This window comes from Lentzea alba (assembly GCF_047445655.1).
In the GTDB taxonomy this organism is placed as follows: domain Bacteria; phylum Actinomycetota; class Actinomycetes; order Mycobacteriales; family Pseudonocardiaceae; genus Lentzea; species Lentzea alba_A.
Map to the genome: position 1 here is coordinate 204,889 of NZ_JAJAEG010000011.1, position 15,538 is coordinate 220,426.

The window sequence follows — 15,538 nt, forward strand, 5'->3', positions numbered from 1 at the left end:
GCGCAATGCGTGAGATCGCAACTGCGGACGAATTCTCGGTAGTCGCCGCGCTCGGTTCCGACGAACTGCCCGAAGACCTGGTCGACTACTCGAAGAAGGCCAGCCAGCGGGCCGTGCGGCGGCTGCTGGACCGGACGTTCTACGCGCCGTACGTCGCCGCCGTCGAGCTGCACAAGCAGTACGGGCAGGGCGATCTGGAGAAGTTCGCGCTGTTCACGGTGAGCAGCTGGGACCCGTCGGTGCCGGTGCCGGACTACGCCGAGGTCGAGGCGGAGGACCGCATCGAGCGGCTCAGCCACTTCTACACGCACCCGGCGAACCCCACGGACTGGTTGCGGCGCATGCCGAACAACCCGATCTGCAACATCGCGATCACCACCGGGTTCCGCGGGCCGTGCATGCACTACATCGGTGGCGCCGACGCGTTGTCGATGATCACGACGGTCGCACTGTCCACGATCGCCGACGGCACCGCGGACGTGGCCATGGTCGTCGCGTACGACATGCCCGACGGCGAGCACCACCTCCTTGCGCACGAAGGAGATTCCTCCGCGGCGGCGGTCGTGCTGGCCAAGGGTGCGGGCGACCGTCCCGCCAGTCGGCTCGTGCGTTCGGCCGCGGACCAGCCCGCCGGCACCACCGCGCTGGTCGCGATGCAGAGCTACATCGAGTCCACCCGGACAGCGCTGGTGGCGACATGAGCAAGGACGTCGCACTGGTCACCGGTGCCTCCGGCGCGTTGGGTGCCTCGATCGCGAAACTGCTGGACAGCAAGGGTTTCCGGGTCGCGCTGCACTACTCGGGCAACGAGGACGGCGCCCGCAAGGTGCAGGCCGAGCTGACGAACCAGTCCACCGTGGTGCGCGCGGACGTCGGTGACTGGGACTCCGTGCGGACCATGGTCGACCAGGTCACCGAGGAGCTCGGCCGGGTGTCGGTGCTGGTGAACTCCGGTGCGATCCGGCGTGACGGCCTGATGGCGACGCAGTCGGTCGAGGACTGGCAGGCGACCATCCAGACGAACCTGATCGGCACGTTCCACACGTGCCGCGCGGTCGCCGCCGGCATGCTCAGCCAGCGCTGGGGCCGGATCATCAACGTCGTCTCGCCCGCAGGCATCATCGGCAGCCGCGGTCAGACCGCGTACTCCGCCTCGAAGGCGGGCGTCATCGGGTTCACCCGGTCGCTCGCGCTGGAGTGCGGCAAGCGCAACGTCACGGTGAACGCGTTGTCGCCCGGTTTCATGGAGACCAAGCTGACCGGCGAGGTGCCGGACGAGATCCGCAAGGGGTTCCTCGACCGCACCGCCGTGCGCCGCTTCGGCACGCCGGACGAGATCGCCGAGGGCGTCGGCCTGCTGGTCGACGCCGGGTACATGACCGGTCAGGTGCTCTCGATCGACGGCGGGTTGTCGATCTCATGACCCCCGGCATCGCGTTTCCCGGACAGGGCAACAAGAGGGACGCCACGATCGCGGCGTTGCGCGAACACCGCGCGCACCCGCTCGTCGCGGAGTTCCTCGGCGGTCAGGAACCCGACGAGCTCGACCTGAGCAACACCTCGGTGTCCCAGCCCGCGACCTACACCGCCGGCATCGCCTCAGCCCAGGCAGCCTTCGGCACCGCTGATGTGCCCGTGGTGCTCGGCCACAGCCTCGGCGAGCTGACGGCCGCGGGGTTCGCCGGTGTGCTCGACCCGCACGACGGGTTCGTGCTCGCCCAGCGTCGTGGCGAGATCTGCCACAAGCAGCAGGGTGAACGCCGCGGTTCGATGATCGCGGTGATGGGCACCGACGTCACCGGCGCCGAGTGGTTGCGCAGGCAGGCTGTCGCTCGGTCGGGCGGCGTGATCGAGATCGCCGGGCTCAACGGCAAGCGCCAGACGGTGCTGTCCGGTGATGTGGCGGCGGTCGAGGCGTGCGTCGAGGTGGCCAAGGAGACCGGGGCGATCGTGGAGGTGCTGCCGATCGGCGGCTCGTTCCACAGCCCGCTCATGCACGGCGCGATCCCGCGCTGGCGTGAGGTCGTCGAGGCCGTCGAGTTCCACGCGCCGCGCGTTCCGTTCGTGTCCTCTGTGGACGGTCAGGTGCACACCGATCCGGCCGAGATCCGGGAACTCGTGATCCGCGCTCTGCTGTTGCCGGTCCGCTGGCTGGACGCGATGCGCGCGGTGCGGGCGCTCGGTGTCGAACAGCTGTGGGACGCGGGTCCCGGCACCACCCTCGCGAGGCTCGCCAAGCGGGAGAGCATCGTGAAGTTCGTTGCTTTGGAGGCAGCGCAATGACCGTACTGATGTCCGGGAGCACGGGCTTCCTCGGCCTGGCGGTGCTCCGCCAGCTGCGCGAGCCCGTCGTCGCGGTGATCCGCGGCCGGGACTTCGAGCAGCGCGGCCGGTCGCTCGCCCGCCGCAGCGGCGCCGAGATCGAGGCCGTGCAGGGAGATCTGCGACTGCCGAACTGGGGATTGTCCGACCGGCAGATCGACGAGCTGGCCGGCCGAGTCCGCGTCGTGCTCAACGTCGCCGGCGACGTCGCGTGGTCGGCACCGTGGTCGAGGCTCTCGAAGATCAACATTGATGGTGCCGAGCAGGGCGCGGAACTGGCCCGCCGGCTCGGTGCGAAGCTCGTGCACGCCGGCTCGCTCTACGTGGGCTACGAGTCGGGTGACGAGGTCGGTGAGGTTCTCCTGGAGGAGAAGGAGAAGCTCACCAAGTACGAGCGCAGCAAGCTGCGCGGTGAGTGGGCCGTCGCCCGTGCCGCGCGCAAGTACGACGTGCCCGCGGTGATCGCGCGCATCCCGGCGTTGTCCGGTGACCTCGACGCGGTGGCAGGTGACAACGGCGCCAAGAAAGTCCCGCTCGCCCGGCTGATCACCAGTGGCTGGTTCAAGATCCTGCCGTACAGCACCGGTGCCCGGCTCGACGTGTGCCCGCGCGACCTCGTCGCGGCTCGGCTGGTCGAGCTCGTGGACGGCGACCAGCAGGACCTGATCGACGTGCGCAACATCGGCAACGGTGCGGCCGCGCCGTTCGTCGAGTCGTTCATCCGCGAGGCTTCCGTTGCCGCGGAACGGGAACCGCAGTCGTTCCCGCGTCCGGTGCGGATGCCGGCCAACTGGCTCAAGGCGATCTCGCTGCAGGCGGACCGGCTCGACGAGCACCCGCGCAACGCCGCGGTGATCGGCCTGCGCTACTTCGCCTCGCGGACCGTCTACACCGGAACGGGGCTCGGCCGTGAGGTTTCCGTGCGGAGCCTGGTGAAGACGCTGGGCATGCCGCTGCACGACGATCCGCCGAAGATCAACAGCTATTACGCGGGGTGGCCTGCATGAGTGTCCTGATCGTCGGAGCCGGTGGCCATCTGGGATCGGCACTCGCCGAGTCCGCCGCCGGCCACGACCTCGAAGTGCACGGTCTCGTGCGCAGGCCGGCGCCGCACATCGAGTCCTATGCCAAGGTGCACGTCGGTGACGCCCGCCGGACCGGTCTCGGGCTGGCCGAGGACGAGGCAGCGTCGCTCGCCGACGAGGTCACCTCGATCGTCGTCGCGACCGGCGGGTTCAACCTGTCGATCTCGTTGTCGGACGCGCAGGCCGAGCACGTCGTGCCGTTGCGCGGGGTGCTGAACTTCGCTCGGGAGTGCCCGAACCTGCGCAACGTCGTGCTGGTGTCGAGCCTGCTCGCCGTTGGTGACGTGAAGCAGCGGCTGCGCAGCGACCTGATCCCGGACTCCATGCGGCACCGCAACTTCTACGAGTGGGCGAAGCTGCACGGCGAGAAGCTCGCGAAGGCGTCCGGCCTGCCGGTCGACATCGTGCGCGCCGGGCACGTCGTGGCGACTGCTGACGGCCCGGACCGTTCGGCGCCGCCGCAGGCGTTGTTCGAGCTGCTGCGGATGCTCGCCGGTGGCTGGCCGCTGCCGGTGGTCGGGTCCAACCGCTACTGGTCGTGCCCGCTGGACTTCGCCACCCAGGTGATCATCGACCGGGTCCGGTTCGGCACCGGTGGTTCCGCGGTGTGGGCAGTGGACCCGAAGTCGCCCACGTACGCGGAGATCTTCGACCTCATCAACGCGCGGTTCGGGGTGCGGGCCAAGCGGGTCCGCAGCGCGAAGCTCGCCCGCGCCATCGGTGCCGTGGTCAAGCCTTCGTGGCTCGACCTGCCGATGGAGCGCGAGGTCTTCGACTACTGCAACGCCGTGTGGGACCTGGAACTGCGTTGCCTCGACGAGCTGCTCGAGGCGGGCCGGGTCACCGCGCCCGCCGACCGGAGCTACCTCGTGGAGGCGCTCGACTACGAATTCTCTCGACTGCGGGAGCGTCTGCCGTGACCACACTTCCGAGCTTCTCGCTCGACACGCCGTTCACCGACCGCAACTCGGTGCACAGCGGCCACAACTTCCGCGAGGTCGCTCCCGAGCTGTTGTCGCCGCTCACCTGGTCGATCATCGGCGCCGGCATGGAGCAGGGCTTCCGGGCCGCCGCCGACAAGTTCGGCCGGGAACGCCCTCGCGGCGCGCGTCCGCACTTCGTGAGCTACTTCGGGTTCCGGCCGTTCTTCAACATGACGACGGTTGAGCGGTTGGCTGACGAACTCCCGTTGGTGGCGCCCGAGGACATCTGGGAGCTGCTGCTGGGTGGTCCCGCGCCGGACGTGAAGCGGGAGAAGCGGCCGAGTCAGTGGCACCGGTTGAGCCGGCTCGTCGGCGGGCTCAAGTTCCTGGGCTCCAACGCCGAGGCGTTCGGTCGTGCCCACGCCGACCTCGCCGCCGCGGAACAGGCCACGATGGACGCCGTCGAGTCGGGCAGCGCCTGGCAGAGCGGTGTCGCGATCGAGGCGGCGATCCGCGCCGGACGTTCGGCCTGGGCGCTCCACATCCGCACCACCTGCGTCGCGTTCGTCGCGTCCGCGGCGGCCAAGCGGATCCTGCAGACGCAGTACGACGAGGCCACCGCGCTGGAGTTGCTGCGCGCCAGCGCACATCGGGAGGACGACGGCCAGAACAGCAGTGCCGGAGCCGGCGCGCTGACCGTGGACCTCGACCGGATGAACAACTACGAGGTGGCCGACTCCACCCCGGCGTTCGCCCGGTTCGGCTCGGCCAGCCTGTCGTCCGCCGCGTCTTTGCTGCGCGCCAAGCCCGCCCAGGCACGGCCCGAGGTCGTGCCTGATCACGTCGGTGTGCCGTTCGGCACCGCGATGGGCCCGGTGTACGAGCGCATGGTCAAGTTCATGGGCCTGGGGCTCGGCGAGCGGGAGAAGTCCAAGGAGATCGGCCTGCGGGCGCTGCACTGCACCCGCGTGCTGCTCGACCGCGGTGCGTTCGGTGCCGAGGCTGAGGAAGCCGCCATGCTGGGCGTGCACGAGCTGCGGACGGCGAGTGCGGTGGAGCGCAAGCGCCTTGCCGCGCAACGGTCTGAGGAACTCGCTGAGGCCGCGGCTTTGGACTACCCGACGGACCTGCACCACCAGAGCCGCGGTCTGACCGAGGCCCGCCGCCCCCGTCGCACCGCTGCGGACACCGGCAACGCTCTGGCGCCCGGTTGGGCAGAGGGCGTGCTCGTGCGGGAGAGCGACGGCGAGGAAGGCCGCATCGTCGTGGGCGACCGCGTCGACGGCAACTACGTCCTCGCGGTGCTGCCCGACGGCGTGGTGAGCAAGTACGGCAGCGTGCTCTCGCACGTCGCGATCGTGTGCCGCGAACTCGGAATTCCGTTCGTGGCCGGGGTTTCCGTGCCGGAGTCGGACATCGGCAAGCACGCCGTGGTCGACGGCTGGACCGGCGCGGTAACGGTGGACCACGCCAACTCCGGGTAAACCGCGCGCCCGGAGTTGGCGCGGCTCTATCGGATCTTGCGGTGCACCGCACCCGTCACCAGTACGTAGACCGAGTGCTTGACGAAGTCGAGTGCGAGGGCCTGTGGACTGGTGCGGTGCCCGCGCTTGGCGAGCAGCATCAACCGCCACGGCAACCAGATCACCGCGAGATGGGCGGCCTCGGCACGCCAGCCGCTCAGCCGGCGTTCCACGAGACCGCGGGCGACACCGCCCCACGCGCCGTAGCCCCAGTGGAGGACGAAGTTCAGTCCTCCACTGGGTTTCGCCTCGGTGCCGGTGAGTGCGGCTGCGACGGTGACGGGCTGCACCGACTCGTGGTGGGTGGCGGCGCGAGCCTTCAAGGTCTTGCTGAGCAACGTGTAGCCGGCGGTGCCTGCCAGACCGGCGGCGGCTGCGCGGAGGTGTTGGTTCACGAAACCGACTGTAGGCACAGAAATGCTCTTCTGGAAAGGACTTCGATGACGACCACGGCGGCGGTGCTGACCCCGGCGCAGCGGATCGGGGCGTTCGCCAGACTCGGCAAGGCGAGCCTGTTCGAGATCTGGCTGGGCCCGATCCTGGCGTGGTCGCTGGTGATCGGCGCGGGCGTGCTGGACGTGCGGACCAGCGCGATGTGCCTGCTGTTCTTCGGCGCGATCGCGGTCGGCATGTGGGCGACCCACGCGTTCGACGACATCACCGGGTTCAAGGACGGCAGCGATCTGCGCAACTACGCCCCGGAACGCAACCGCAGCCAGGTGAAGCCGTTGGTGCACGGGCATCTCACGGTGAAGCAGGCGCAGACGTTCGCGTTCATCACAGCGGGTCTCGCGGTGGCGTGCATCGTCGGGTTCAGCGCGGTGGCGGAGTTCCAGCCGTGGTGGGCGTTCGTCGGCGGGCTCGGGGTCGTCGTTCTGGGCGCGCAGTACTCCGCGGGCATCAACTTCAGCTACCGGTTCGTCGGTGGTGGCGAGACGCTCACGGGTGTGACTCTGGCGGCCAGCGTGTGGCTGCCGTACGCGGCGTCGTTGCAGCGGCTCGACGCGATCGCGGTGGTGCAGGGAGTCCTGTTCGGGGTCTGGCTCGTGCAGGTGCTGATCTGCTCCAACAGCGCGGACGCCGAGGACGACCGCAAGGTCGGCCGGCGCACGGTCGCGGCGCTGACGTCGGTGCGCGGCAACAAGATCTTCGTGGCTGTCGTCTTCAGCTCGACCTGGCTGCTGACCATCGGCGCGGTGGTGTTCGGGGTCATGAGCTTCTGGTCGATCGTCGCCCTGCTGCCGGCCTGGGCGCTCCAGTTCTACGTGCTGCGCAACGGAATGCGCGGCCAGTGGCGGAACAAGCGCAACTACAGCTTCTTCGCGTTGCGCCTGGCGGTTCTCGGATTGGTGGTCGTCAATGTCCTCGCGTGAGCCGGATGTAGTGATCGTCGGGGCGCGGATCGCGGGCGCGTCGCTCGCCATCCACCTCGCCCGCGCCGGTGTGTCGGTCATGCTCGTCGACCGGGCGAAGTTCCCGAGCGACACGCTGTCCACGCACCTCATCCAGGTCAGCGGCGTGCGGTGCATGCAGAAGCTCGGGATCCTCGACGAGCTGGCGAGCACCGGGGCGCCGTTCCTGACCGCGATGCGGCCGATCTACGACGGCATCAGCCTCGACTCGGTGGTGCGCGCGCACGAGGACTGGCCGCCCGGTGGTATCAGCATCAGCCGCAACCTGCTGGACAAGTTCCTCGTCGACGTCGCCGAGAAGGAGGGCGTCGACGTCCGGCTGCGCACCTCGCTCGTGGGTGTGCGCAAGGACGCTGCCGGCCGGGTCAACGGCGTCGAGCTCAAGTCCGCGGGCACGGTCGAGGTCGTGGGGACGACGTTGCTGGTCGGCGCGGACGGCCGCAACTCCAAGGTGAGCGACCTCGTCGGCGCGCGCACGTACAACGTCACCGAGAACCAGCGGTTCGTGTACTGGGCGGACTACGAGGGCGCGGTCGAGGAGGGCCCGGCCGCGGTGCACCACTACCGTTCCGGACCTGACCTCACGCTCGGGTTCCAGTCCGACAGCGACCGCTTCACCGTCATGGTGTCGCCGGGGCTGGAGCACTTCTCCGCGTTCAAGCGCCGGCTGCCCGACAGTTTCGACGAGGCCGTCGACGCGTGCGTGCCGCTGCGGCCGTTCCTGGCCAGTGCCAAGAGGGTCAGCTCACTGGTCGGCACCGCCTACGTGCCCGGCTACTTCCGCGAGTCCGCCGGGCCCGGCTGGGCACTGGTCGGCGACTCCGGCCACTTCAAGGACCCGACCGTCGGCCAGGGCATCTCGGACGCGTTGCGCCAGGCCGAACGGATGTCCGCGGATCTGTCCGCAGTGGACTTCCGGGACGTCGGCGCGGTCGACCGCGCGATGCGGGCGTGGTGGAAGTGGCGCGACCGGGACGCGACGCCGATGTACTGGCTCGCCTGGGACCTGGCGAAGGCGGGCGACATGGACCCGTTGGAGCGCGAGATGTTGCGCTGCATCGCCGCGGACGACCGGGTGCGCCAGATGTTCATCGACGAGGTGCTGTCGCACCGCGCGTCGCCGTACGCCGTGCTGACACCGGGCCTGATGCTCAAGGCCGCCCGGTCGTTGTCGCGCGACCAGAAGTTCCCGCTGCCGCGCGTGCTGGGCGTGGTGTTCAAGAGGATCGGCATGGAGATCAAGCGCCAGTACCTGATGCGCCGGCCGAAGTACGCCCCGCTGCCCAAGCCGACCGGGGGCGCGGCAGCCGCGCGGTCCGGTGGCGAGGTCTGGGCAGGAGACCTGAAGCAGGAGGAGATGTCGTGAGCGCGGTGACGGAGTCGGTCGACTTCGATCTGAAGGACCCGGAGTTCCGGAAGAACCCGTACCCCAAGTACCAGGAGCTGCGGGAGAACCACCGGATCTTCTGGCACGAGGGGTTCAACGCCTACGTCGTGCCGCGCTACGACGACGTCGTCGAGGTGCTGAAGAGCAGCAAGTGGCACGTGCGGCCGGGATCGAACTTCCTGGAGCGCCAGCACGCGGCCAACGAGACGGTCGACCAGATCATGCAGGGCTTCTACTACTTCCTCGACGACCCGGCGCACCGCAGGCTGCGCAGCATCGTGTCGACGACGTTCACCCCGCGCATCGTGACGAACTTCCGCGCCCGCATCGAGGAGATCGCCAACGAACTGTTGGACAACTCGCTCGGCAAGCGCGGCGAGATGGAGTTCATGAGCGACCTGGCCTACCCGATGACGATCAGGGTGGTCACCGAGATCCTCGGCGCGAGCACCGAGGAGGACCAGAAGTTCTTCTACGACAAGGGCTGGGCGCTGGCCGGCCTGCTGGAGTGGGACGCGCCGAACGAGCGGGTCAACCTCGCCGGCGAGTCGATGCTGGAGATCTCCAACAGGTTCGTCGACATCCTCGAATCGCGCCTGGACCAGCCGCGCAACGACCTGGTGAGCGCGTTGATCCAGGCGCACGCGGACGGCCGCGCGTCGGACAGCTTCGAGATCATCTTCATGTGCGTGCTGCTGGTGACCGTCGGCTACGAGACGACGATGAACCACCTGGCCAACGGCATGCACTCGTTGCTGACCAACCGCGACCAGTTCGAGCGCCTGCAGCGTGAACCGGAGATCATCTCCGCTGCCGTGGACGAGTTGCTGCGGCACGAGGCGCCCGTGCAGGTCACCGCGCGCAAGGCGATGGAGGACATCGACGTCGCCGGCACGACGATCCGCAAGGGCGAGATGGTCGTGGTGCTGCTGGGCGGGTCGAACCGCGACCCGAGCGTGTTCGCCGACCCCGACCGTCTCGACCTGACGCGGGCCAACGCCAACCGGCACATGACGTTCGCGCACGGCCCGCACTTCTGCCTGGGCGCGGCGCTGGCCAAGACCGAGGCCGAGGTCGTGTTCTCCGCGCTGGCCCAACGGTTCCCGAACGTCCGCATCGGTGACGAGCCGGTGTGGCGCGACACGGCCATCCTCCGCTCGCTCGACAAGCTCCCGCTCACGCTGAAGGAATCCTGATGAAGATCACCGCTCGTGAACTGAAGCTGGGCGGCTGGCTCGCGATCGGCGGCACGATCCTCTCGGTCGTCGTCAACATGCTGCACCCGCACCAGGACGTGCCCACCGAGCCGTTCATGAAGGAGGTGCACGAGTCCGGGAACCTGTGGATCCCGCTGCACCTCGGCATCTCCATCGCGGTCGTGCTGGACATGTTCGCGATGCTCGCCATCGGCCGGACTTTGAAGCACGTCGACCGGCCCGACCTGGTCCGCTACGCCAACGGGTCGGCGATCCTGTCGGCCGCGGTCATGATCGTGCTGATGGGTGTCGACGGCTTCACCACCAAGCACATCGCGGACTTCTACGTCGCCGCCGACGAGGCAGGCCGCGCGGCCGCGTACCCGGTGGCGTACCTGATCCTGTTGCTGCTGCTGGCGATGCTCGGTCTCTGGTACGCGCTGTTCTTCGGTGTGGCGATGCCGTTGTACTCGCTCGCGATGCTGCGCGACACGTTCTACCCGCGGTGGATCGGCATGCTCGGCGTCACGGCCGGCCTCGGCGGCCTGGTCACCGGCTGCCTGATCTACCTGCTCGGATCGTCGTTCCTGGTGACCACGCTGATGTTCCTGCTGTTCTCGATGCTCGGCTTCGTGTGGCTGTTCGCGGCCGGTGTGCGCCAGGTCCGCGCGTCCGCCGAGACGCACGTGGCGGTGGCGGCATGACCAGTGTGGACAGTCCTGCGATCGCTGTGGTGAAGCGGCTTTACGAGGCCTACAACCGGCACGACATCGACGGCGTGCTGGCGTGCTGGCACGACGACGGTGTGGAGTTCCTGCCGTTGAAGGGGGAGATGCGGGCCAGGACCGAGCTCGGCCCCCACCTGCGGTCGTTCTACGGCGCGTTCCCCGACGCGCGCACCCGCATCGACAGCATCGTCTCGGACGGCGCCGGGAGGGTGGCCGTCCAGGTCACGCTGACCGGCACGTTCACCGGCGGGAAGTTCAACGGGCTGAGCGCCAACGGGCGGCCGTGGAGCGCTCGAATGGCGGAGTTCTTCACCGTTGAGAACGGTCTCATCACGCGCATGGACGCGTATATGGACAGCATGGACCTGGCTCAGCAGTTGCAACTGCTGCCGCCACCCGGAGGCATTGTCGAGAAGATCATGACGGGTGCTTTCAACTTCAAGGTGGCGGTGTCGAGGCGGCTCGCCGGCAAGCGCTGAGCTATGTGCGTATATGGCTGTGGGATCGCGGTCGGAGATGGAGTCGTGACTGGTGTCGCCGGTACCGTAATCAACTGACTACTGATCATGATAAGGCCTGGCAGGGGAGCGGCTGAGTCACGTGAAAGAACTTTCGCAAAAGCGGCCGAAATTGGTCCTGTTCACCGCTGCCGCCATCCTGCTGGTGACGCTCGTCACAGGTATCGGGGTCATTCCACACCTTTCCGGTGGCGGTTTCGACGCCAACGGCACGGAATCGGTGCTGACGACCGAGAAGCTCGAGAAGGAATTCAAGGTCGGCGAGTCCGACGCGGTATTCCTGGCGACGTCGAACTCGGGTTCCATCGACAGTCCTGAGGCGACCGCGGCGGGCAACAAGTTCGCTGGTGACCTCAAGAACGACAAGATGGTCAAGTCGGTCGTCAACTACTGGGAGAACCAGCAGCTCGGCGGTCTGCGCAGCAACGACGGCAAGTCCGCGATCCTGATCGTCCAGCTCGACGGCACGCAGAACGACAAGAGCGAGTGGCTGCGCTCGATGCACGAGCGCTACGACTCCCCGCAGGGCGTGCTGAAGGTGCAGATCGGCGGCAACGCCGAGGTGTTCCGCGCGATCCAGGACCAGATCATGGAGGACATGCTGATCGCGGAGGCCATCGCGATCCCGATCAGCCTGATCCTGCTGCTCTTCGTGTTCCGCAGCATCATGGCCGCGTTGCTGCCGATCGCGATGGGCGCGTTGTCCGCCTGCGCCACGTTGTTCGTGCTGCGCGTGCTCACCGAGTTCACCGAGGTCTCGATCTTCTCGCTGAACCTCACGAGCGCGTTGGCGCTCGGCCTCGGCATCGACTACGGCCTGCTCATAGTCACGCGATATCGGGAAGAACTGGCGAACGGCAGGACAGTTCCCGACGCGATCAGCAGGACGATGCGCACGGCCGGCCGGACCGTGCTCTACAGCGGCATCACCGTCGCGCTCTCGCTCGGCACGTTGCTGCTGTTCCCCTTGCCGTTCCTGCGTTCCTTCGGTTACGCCGCGGTTCCTGTTGTCTTCGTGACGATGCTCGGCGCGTTGTTCGTGCTGCCCGCGATGCTCAAGCTCCTGGGCCACAACGTGGAGAAGGGCTCGCTGCACAAGCTGCCGTCGATCAACCCGAGCGAACGCAGCTGGGAACGCCTGTCGCAGTGGACGATCCGCTGGCGCGTCCCGGTCGCGGCCGTGGGTGTGCTCGGACTGGCGCTGCTCGCCGTCCCGTTCTTCCACGTCAACATCGGCAAGTCGGACGACCGCGTGCTGCCGGAGAACGCGTCGGTGCGCGAGGTCGGCCAGCAGATCCGGGACAACTTCTCCGGCAACACGGCGTTCCCGGTCAACGTGTACCTGCCGGACCTCGGTCGTGACGCCGCTGACCAGAAGGCGCTCGCCGACCTGTCGCTGAAGATCTCGGCCATCCCGCAGATCAGTCTCGTCCGCGGTGGTGAGGGGATCTACGAGAAGGGTGCGCTCGCGCAGCCGGTTCCCGGTGTCGGCGAGTTCATGTCGACCGAGCAGGCCTCGTTCCTGTCGGTGTTGCTGCGCCCGGACATCGAGGTGTACTCCGGGGAGGCGGCCGAGGCGATCAAGAGCATCCGCGAGGCCGGCAAGGACCACGGCGTCATGGTCGGCGGCGAGTCCGCGCGGCTCGTGGACAACAAGCAGATCATCAGCGAACGGCTGCCGATCGCCATCGGTCTGATCATGCTGTTCACGCTGGTGCTCGTGTTCCTGTTGACCGGCAGCGTGATCGTGCCGATCAAGGCGCTGTTCCTGAACCTGCTCAGCTTGACGGCGACGTTCGGCGTGATGGTGTGGGGCTTCCAGGACGGCCACCTCGAAGGGCTGCTCGGGTTCACGTCGTCCGGTTATCTCGACAACGCCATGCCGGTGCTGATGTTCTGCGCCGCCTTCGGGTTGTCGATGGACTACGAGCTGTTCCTGGTGGCGCGCATCAGGGAGGAGTACGTCCGCACCGGCGACAACAACCTCGCCGTCGTCGAGGGCATCAAGAAGACGGGTGCGGTGTTCACCTCCGCGGCGCTGTTGCTGGCGATCGTGTTCGCCGGTCTGGTGGCGTCGAAGGTGTCGATCATCCAGATGGCCGGTCTCGGCATCGTGCTGGCGATCCTGATGGACGCCACGCTGATCCGCTCGGCGCTGGTGCCCGCGCTGATGTCCATGATGGGCAAGGCGAACTGGTGGGCGCCGGGCTTCCTGCGGCGGTTCCACGAGAAGTTCCACCTGTCGGAGAGCATCGACGACGAGCCGGTCAAGCCCGAACCGAAAGTGATGGCCGATGCCGCTGAGCGGTGATGTGTTCTTCGCGGCGACGGCGGTCTGGCTCCCGCCGGCCGTCGCCGCTGCGGACGCGGTGAGCGCGGGGTTGTTCGACCAGAAGAGCTTCCGCCGTTGTCAGGTGGAAGCGGTCCGGGTCGCCGGGGACGAGTCGCCGGCGGAGATGGCGGCTTTCGCTGCCCGGTCCGTGATGGCCGGGTTCAGTGCTGACCGCGTCGAGCTCCTGTTGCACGCCAACATGCACTACCAGGGCCGGGAGATGTGGCCGGCCGCTTCGTTCGTGCAGCGGGAGTCCGTCGGAGGCCGGGCGCCGGCGATCGACGTGCGGCAGATGTCCAACGGTGGCATGGCGGCCGTGCACCTCGGCGCTGGTTTCCTGGCCGGGTGTTCGGACGACGCACTCGTGCTCGTGACGACCGGGGACAAGTTCTGCCCGCCGGGTTTCGACCGCTGGAACACCGATCCCGGCACTGTGTACGCGGACGGCGGCACCGCGGCGTTGCTGTCCAAAAAGGACGGTTTCGCGCGGTTGCTCTCGCTGGCGATGGTGTCCGACTCGGACCTGGAGCAGATGCACCGCGGCACGGATCCGTTCTACGACGGTGAATCGCTGGCGCCGCAACCGATGAGTCTCGAAGTGCGCAAGCAGCAGTTCGTCGAGAAGGTCGGGATGCAGTACGCGATCGACCGGGTCGAGGCCGGGCAGGACGAGGTGATCGACCGGGCGTTGGCCGAGGCGGGCGTGAAGCTCGGCGAGATCGACTGGTTCGTGCTGCCCGCGTTCGGGCGCAGGCGCCTGGATCTGGGACTGTTCCGCCGGCTCGGCGCCGATCCGGAGCGGTCGACGTGGCCGTGGGCGCGGCAGGTGGGTCATCTCGGCGCGGGGGACCAGGTCGCAGGTCTTGATCACCTGGTCACGACGGGCAAGGCGCGGCCGGGGCAGCTCTGCCTGCTGGTCGGCACCGGCGCCGGGTTCTCGTGGTCCTGCGCGGTCGTGGAGATTCGCCAGGTCGATGAGCCCGCCCAGCACGCCAGTCACCGTTGGCGTGCCGGGCGCATCTCACGCGTGCGCGAGGACGGGTTGCTCTGAGCTGCGTGCCATCTCCATCGCCGTGTACGCGGCGATGACCAGCGTGATGTGGCGGTACCACCCACGCCAGCTGCGGACCTCGTAGTAGCCGAGGCCGATCTCCTGCTTCGCCCTGCTGCAGTAGGCCCGCGAGTTGCGCAGCACCTCCACGACCTGGGCGAGTTCGGCGAGTTTGGTGCCCTGCTTGGAGAACGCGAGGTAGTGGGCCTGCTCCTCGCTCGACGCGACGACGTGGAAGTGGCCGAAGCCCTCCGGTGCCGCGCCCGGCATTCGTGACTGGGCGAGCGTGGTGCTGCCGTACGTCAACGTCTCGCGCACAGGCGGCTTCCCGCCGAGCGCGCGCAACGCCGTGTGGCCTTCCTGCTGTGGTCGCATCCGGGAGAGCTCGCCCGGCGTGACCGCCATGACGTGCGGGATGTGGTTGCGCTGCATGATGCGCCGGAACGTCTGCTTGTCCGGGCACTGGATCGCGTGGCCGACCCACCGCGGCACGATGCCGGAGCGGATGGTCCGTTCGATCATCTCCGCCGCGATGACGGACTTGCTGCGGTAGACGACGTCCTCGGGAATGCCCGCCCGCTTGCGCCGTGCCGCGTCGCCCGCCCAGGTCTTGGGCAGGTACAGCTCGCGGTCCAGCACGAACGCCTGCCCGCTGGCGGTGAAGTAGGACAGGATGATGCCGATCTGGCAGTTCTCGTGCTTCTCGGTCTCGACGCAGTACTGGCGTTCGACCGCGACAGCCTGGCTGCCCTTCTTCGGGAACGCCACCTCGCTGACGAACAACGCACCGCCAGAGGCGCCGCCAACTCGAGAGATCAACGCACGGAGGTCGTTGCGGACGGCCTCCTCGTCCCACTGGGCGCTGGTGAGCAGTCGTTGCACACCGTCTGCCCGTTGCTCGCCGTCATACGTGCCGAACTGGTTACCGTTGCGCCGGCCCTCGCTGTACGCGCTGGGGAGGCTGAGCAAATAGGTCCACATGCGGCGGCGGGGTTCTGCCCTGCCGAAATTCACAGCTATCTGGTTGTACACCTTCCTGAGCCATCGTTCGTAATCGTGAG

General features: G+C 68.0%; 15 protein-coding genes. 13 read left to right on the forward strand and 2 right to left on the reverse strand.

Going from position 1 to position 15,538, the window contains the following annotated elements:
• Nucleotides 1–5: 5 nt before the first annotated feature.
• Genes LFM09_RS20225 through LFM09_RS20250 form a run of 6 tightly spaced genes read left to right on the forward strand, consistent with a single transcriptional unit; the run spans nucleotide 6 to nucleotide 5,814 of the window.
• Nucleotides 6–701 (forward strand): hypothetical protein, encoded by a 696-nt coding sequence (locus LFM09_RS20225; protein WP_414098047.1) that lies wholly within the window; start codon nucleotides 6–8, stop codon nucleotides 699–701.
• Entirely contained in the window at nucleotides 698–1,423 is a 726-nt protein-coding gene (locus tag LFM09_RS20230) for a 3-oxoacyl-ACP reductase family protein (protein WP_414098048.1), read from the forward strand. The genes LFM09_RS20225 and LFM09_RS20230 overlap by 4 nt, the downstream gene beginning before the upstream one ends.
• Nucleotides 1,420–2,283, forward strand: a complete 864-nt coding sequence (locus LFM09_RS20235; protein ID WP_414098049.1) for an ACP S-malonyltransferase — start codon at nucleotides 1,420–1,422, stop codon at nucleotides 2,281–2,283. Before LFM09_RS20230 ends, LFM09_RS20235 begins: the two co-directional genes overlap by 4 nt.
• Nucleotides 2,280–3,329 carry an SDR family oxidoreductase gene (locus LFM09_RS20240; RefSeq protein WP_414098050.1) on the forward strand — a complete coding sequence of 350 codons (1,050 nt, stop codon included), beginning with the start codon at nucleotides 2,280–2,282 and terminating at the stop codon, nucleotides 3,327–3,329. The genes LFM09_RS20235 and LFM09_RS20240 overlap by 4 nt, the downstream gene beginning before the upstream one ends.
• Entirely contained in the window at nucleotides 3,326–4,327 is a 1,002-nt protein-coding gene (locus LFM09_RS20245; RefSeq protein WP_414098051.1) for an NAD-dependent epimerase/dehydratase family protein, read from the forward strand. The genes LFM09_RS20240 and LFM09_RS20245 overlap by 4 nt, the downstream gene beginning before the upstream one ends.
• Nucleotides 4,324–5,814, forward strand: coding sequence for a PEP-utilizing enzyme (locus tag LFM09_RS20250; RefSeq protein ID WP_414098052.1), 1,491 nt, complete (start codon nucleotides 4,324–4,326; stop codon nucleotides 5,812–5,814). The genes LFM09_RS20245 and LFM09_RS20250 overlap by 4 nt, the downstream gene beginning before the upstream one ends.
• A gap of 26 nt (nucleotides 5,815–5,840) precedes the next feature.
• On the opposite strand, the gene LFM09_RS20255 is transcribed toward LFM09_RS20250, so the two are convergent.
• Complete coding sequence (locus tag LFM09_RS20255) at nucleotides 5,841–6,248, reverse strand: hypothetical protein (protein ID WP_414098053.1); 408 nt, start codon at nucleotides 6,246–6,248, stop codon at nucleotides 5,841–5,843.
• A 45-nt stretch (nucleotides 6,249–6,293) separates the two neighbouring features.
• On the opposite strand from LFM09_RS20255, the gene LFM09_RS20260 reads away from it, so the two are divergent.
• From LFM09_RS20260 to LFM09_RS20290, 7 genes are all read left to right on the forward strand, one after another.
• A complete protein-coding gene (locus tag LFM09_RS20260; protein WP_414098054.1) occupies nucleotides 6,294–7,226 on the forward strand; it encodes a prenyltransferase in 933 nt (310 codons plus the stop codon).
• A complete protein-coding gene (locus LFM09_RS20265; RefSeq protein ID WP_414098055.1) occupies nucleotides 7,213–8,631 on the forward strand; it encodes an FAD-dependent oxidoreductase in 1,419 nt (472 codons plus the stop codon). Before LFM09_RS20260 ends, LFM09_RS20265 begins: the two co-directional genes overlap by 14 nt.
• Nucleotides 8,628–9,848, forward strand: a complete 1,221-nt coding sequence (locus tag LFM09_RS20270) for a cytochrome P450 (RefSeq protein ID WP_414098056.1) — start codon at nucleotides 8,628–8,630, stop codon at nucleotides 9,846–9,848. The genes LFM09_RS20265 and LFM09_RS20270 overlap by 4 nt, the downstream gene beginning before the upstream one ends.
• Nucleotides 9,848–10,552 (forward strand): DUF4386 family protein, encoded by a 705-nt coding sequence (locus LFM09_RS20275; RefSeq protein WP_414098057.1) that lies wholly within the window; start codon nucleotides 9,848–9,850, stop codon nucleotides 10,550–10,552. The genes LFM09_RS20270 and LFM09_RS20275 overlap by 1 nt, the downstream gene beginning before the upstream one ends.
• Nucleotides 10,549–11,055, forward strand: a complete 507-nt coding sequence (locus tag LFM09_RS20280) for a nuclear transport factor 2 family protein (RefSeq protein WP_414098058.1) — start codon at nucleotides 10,549–10,551, stop codon at nucleotides 11,053–11,055. The genes LFM09_RS20275 and LFM09_RS20280 overlap by 4 nt, the downstream gene beginning before the upstream one ends.
• Nucleotides 11,056–11,176: 121 nt before the next feature.
• Complete coding sequence (locus LFM09_RS20285; protein WP_414098059.1) at nucleotides 11,177–13,405, forward strand: MMPL family transporter; 2,229 nt, start codon at nucleotides 11,177–11,179, stop codon at nucleotides 13,403–13,405.
• A complete protein-coding gene (locus LFM09_RS20290; RefSeq protein WP_414098060.1) occupies nucleotides 13,389–14,477 on the forward strand; it encodes a ketoacyl-ACP synthase III family protein in 1,089 nt (362 codons plus the stop codon). Before LFM09_RS20285 ends, LFM09_RS20290 begins: the two co-directional genes overlap by 17 nt.
• Here the strand turns inward: LFM09_RS20290 and LFM09_RS20295 are convergent.
• Nucleotides 14,448–15,491 (reverse strand): IS701 family transposase, encoded by a 1,044-nt coding sequence (locus LFM09_RS20295; RefSeq protein ID WP_414098061.1) that lies wholly within the window; start codon nucleotides 15,489–15,491, stop codon nucleotides 14,448–14,450. The genes LFM09_RS20290 and LFM09_RS20295 overlap by 30 nt on opposite strands.
• Nucleotides 15,492–15,538 lie beyond the last annotated feature (47 nt).

Excerpts from the sequence above, each read along its gene's own strand:
- LFM09_RS20290 (WP_414098060.1), top strand. The coding sequence starts at position 13,389 with ATGCCGCTGAGCGGTGATGTGTTCTTCGCGGCGACGGCGGTCTGGCTC.
- LFM09_RS20260 (WP_414098054.1), top strand. The coding sequence starts at position 6,294 with ATGACGACCACGGCGGCGGTGCTGACCCCGGCGCAGCGGATCGGGGCG.
- LFM09_RS20240 (WP_414098050.1), top strand. The coding sequence starts at position 2,280 with ATGACCGTACTGATGTCCGGGAGCACGGGCTTCCTCGGCCTGGCGGTG.
- LFM09_RS20280 (WP_414098058.1), top strand. The coding sequence starts at position 10,549 with ATGACCAGTGTGGACAGTCCTGCGATCGCTGTGGTGAAGCGGCTTTAC.
- LFM09_RS20245 (WP_414098051.1), top strand. The coding sequence starts at position 3,326 with ATGAGTGTCCTGATCGTCGGAGCCGGTGGCCATCTGGGATCGGCACTC.
- LFM09_RS20235 (WP_414098049.1), top strand. The coding sequence starts at position 1,420 with ATGACCCCCGGCATCGCGTTTCCCGGACAGGGCAACAAGAGGGACGCC.
- LFM09_RS20265 (WP_414098055.1), top strand. The coding sequence starts at position 7,213 with ATGTCCTCGCGTGAGCCGGATGTAGTGATCGTCGGGGCGCGGATCGCG.
- LFM09_RS20275 (WP_414098057.1), top strand. The coding sequence starts at position 9,848 with ATGAAGATCACCGCTCGTGAACTGAAGCTGGGCGGCTGGCTCGCGATC.
- LFM09_RS20230 (WP_414098048.1), top strand. The coding sequence starts at position 698 with ATGAGCAAGGACGTCGCACTGGTCACCGGTGCCTCCGGCGCGTTGGGT.
- LFM09_RS20225 (WP_414098047.1), top strand. The coding sequence starts at position 6 with ATGCGTGAGATCGCAACTGCGGACGAATTCTCGGTAGTCGCCGCGCTC.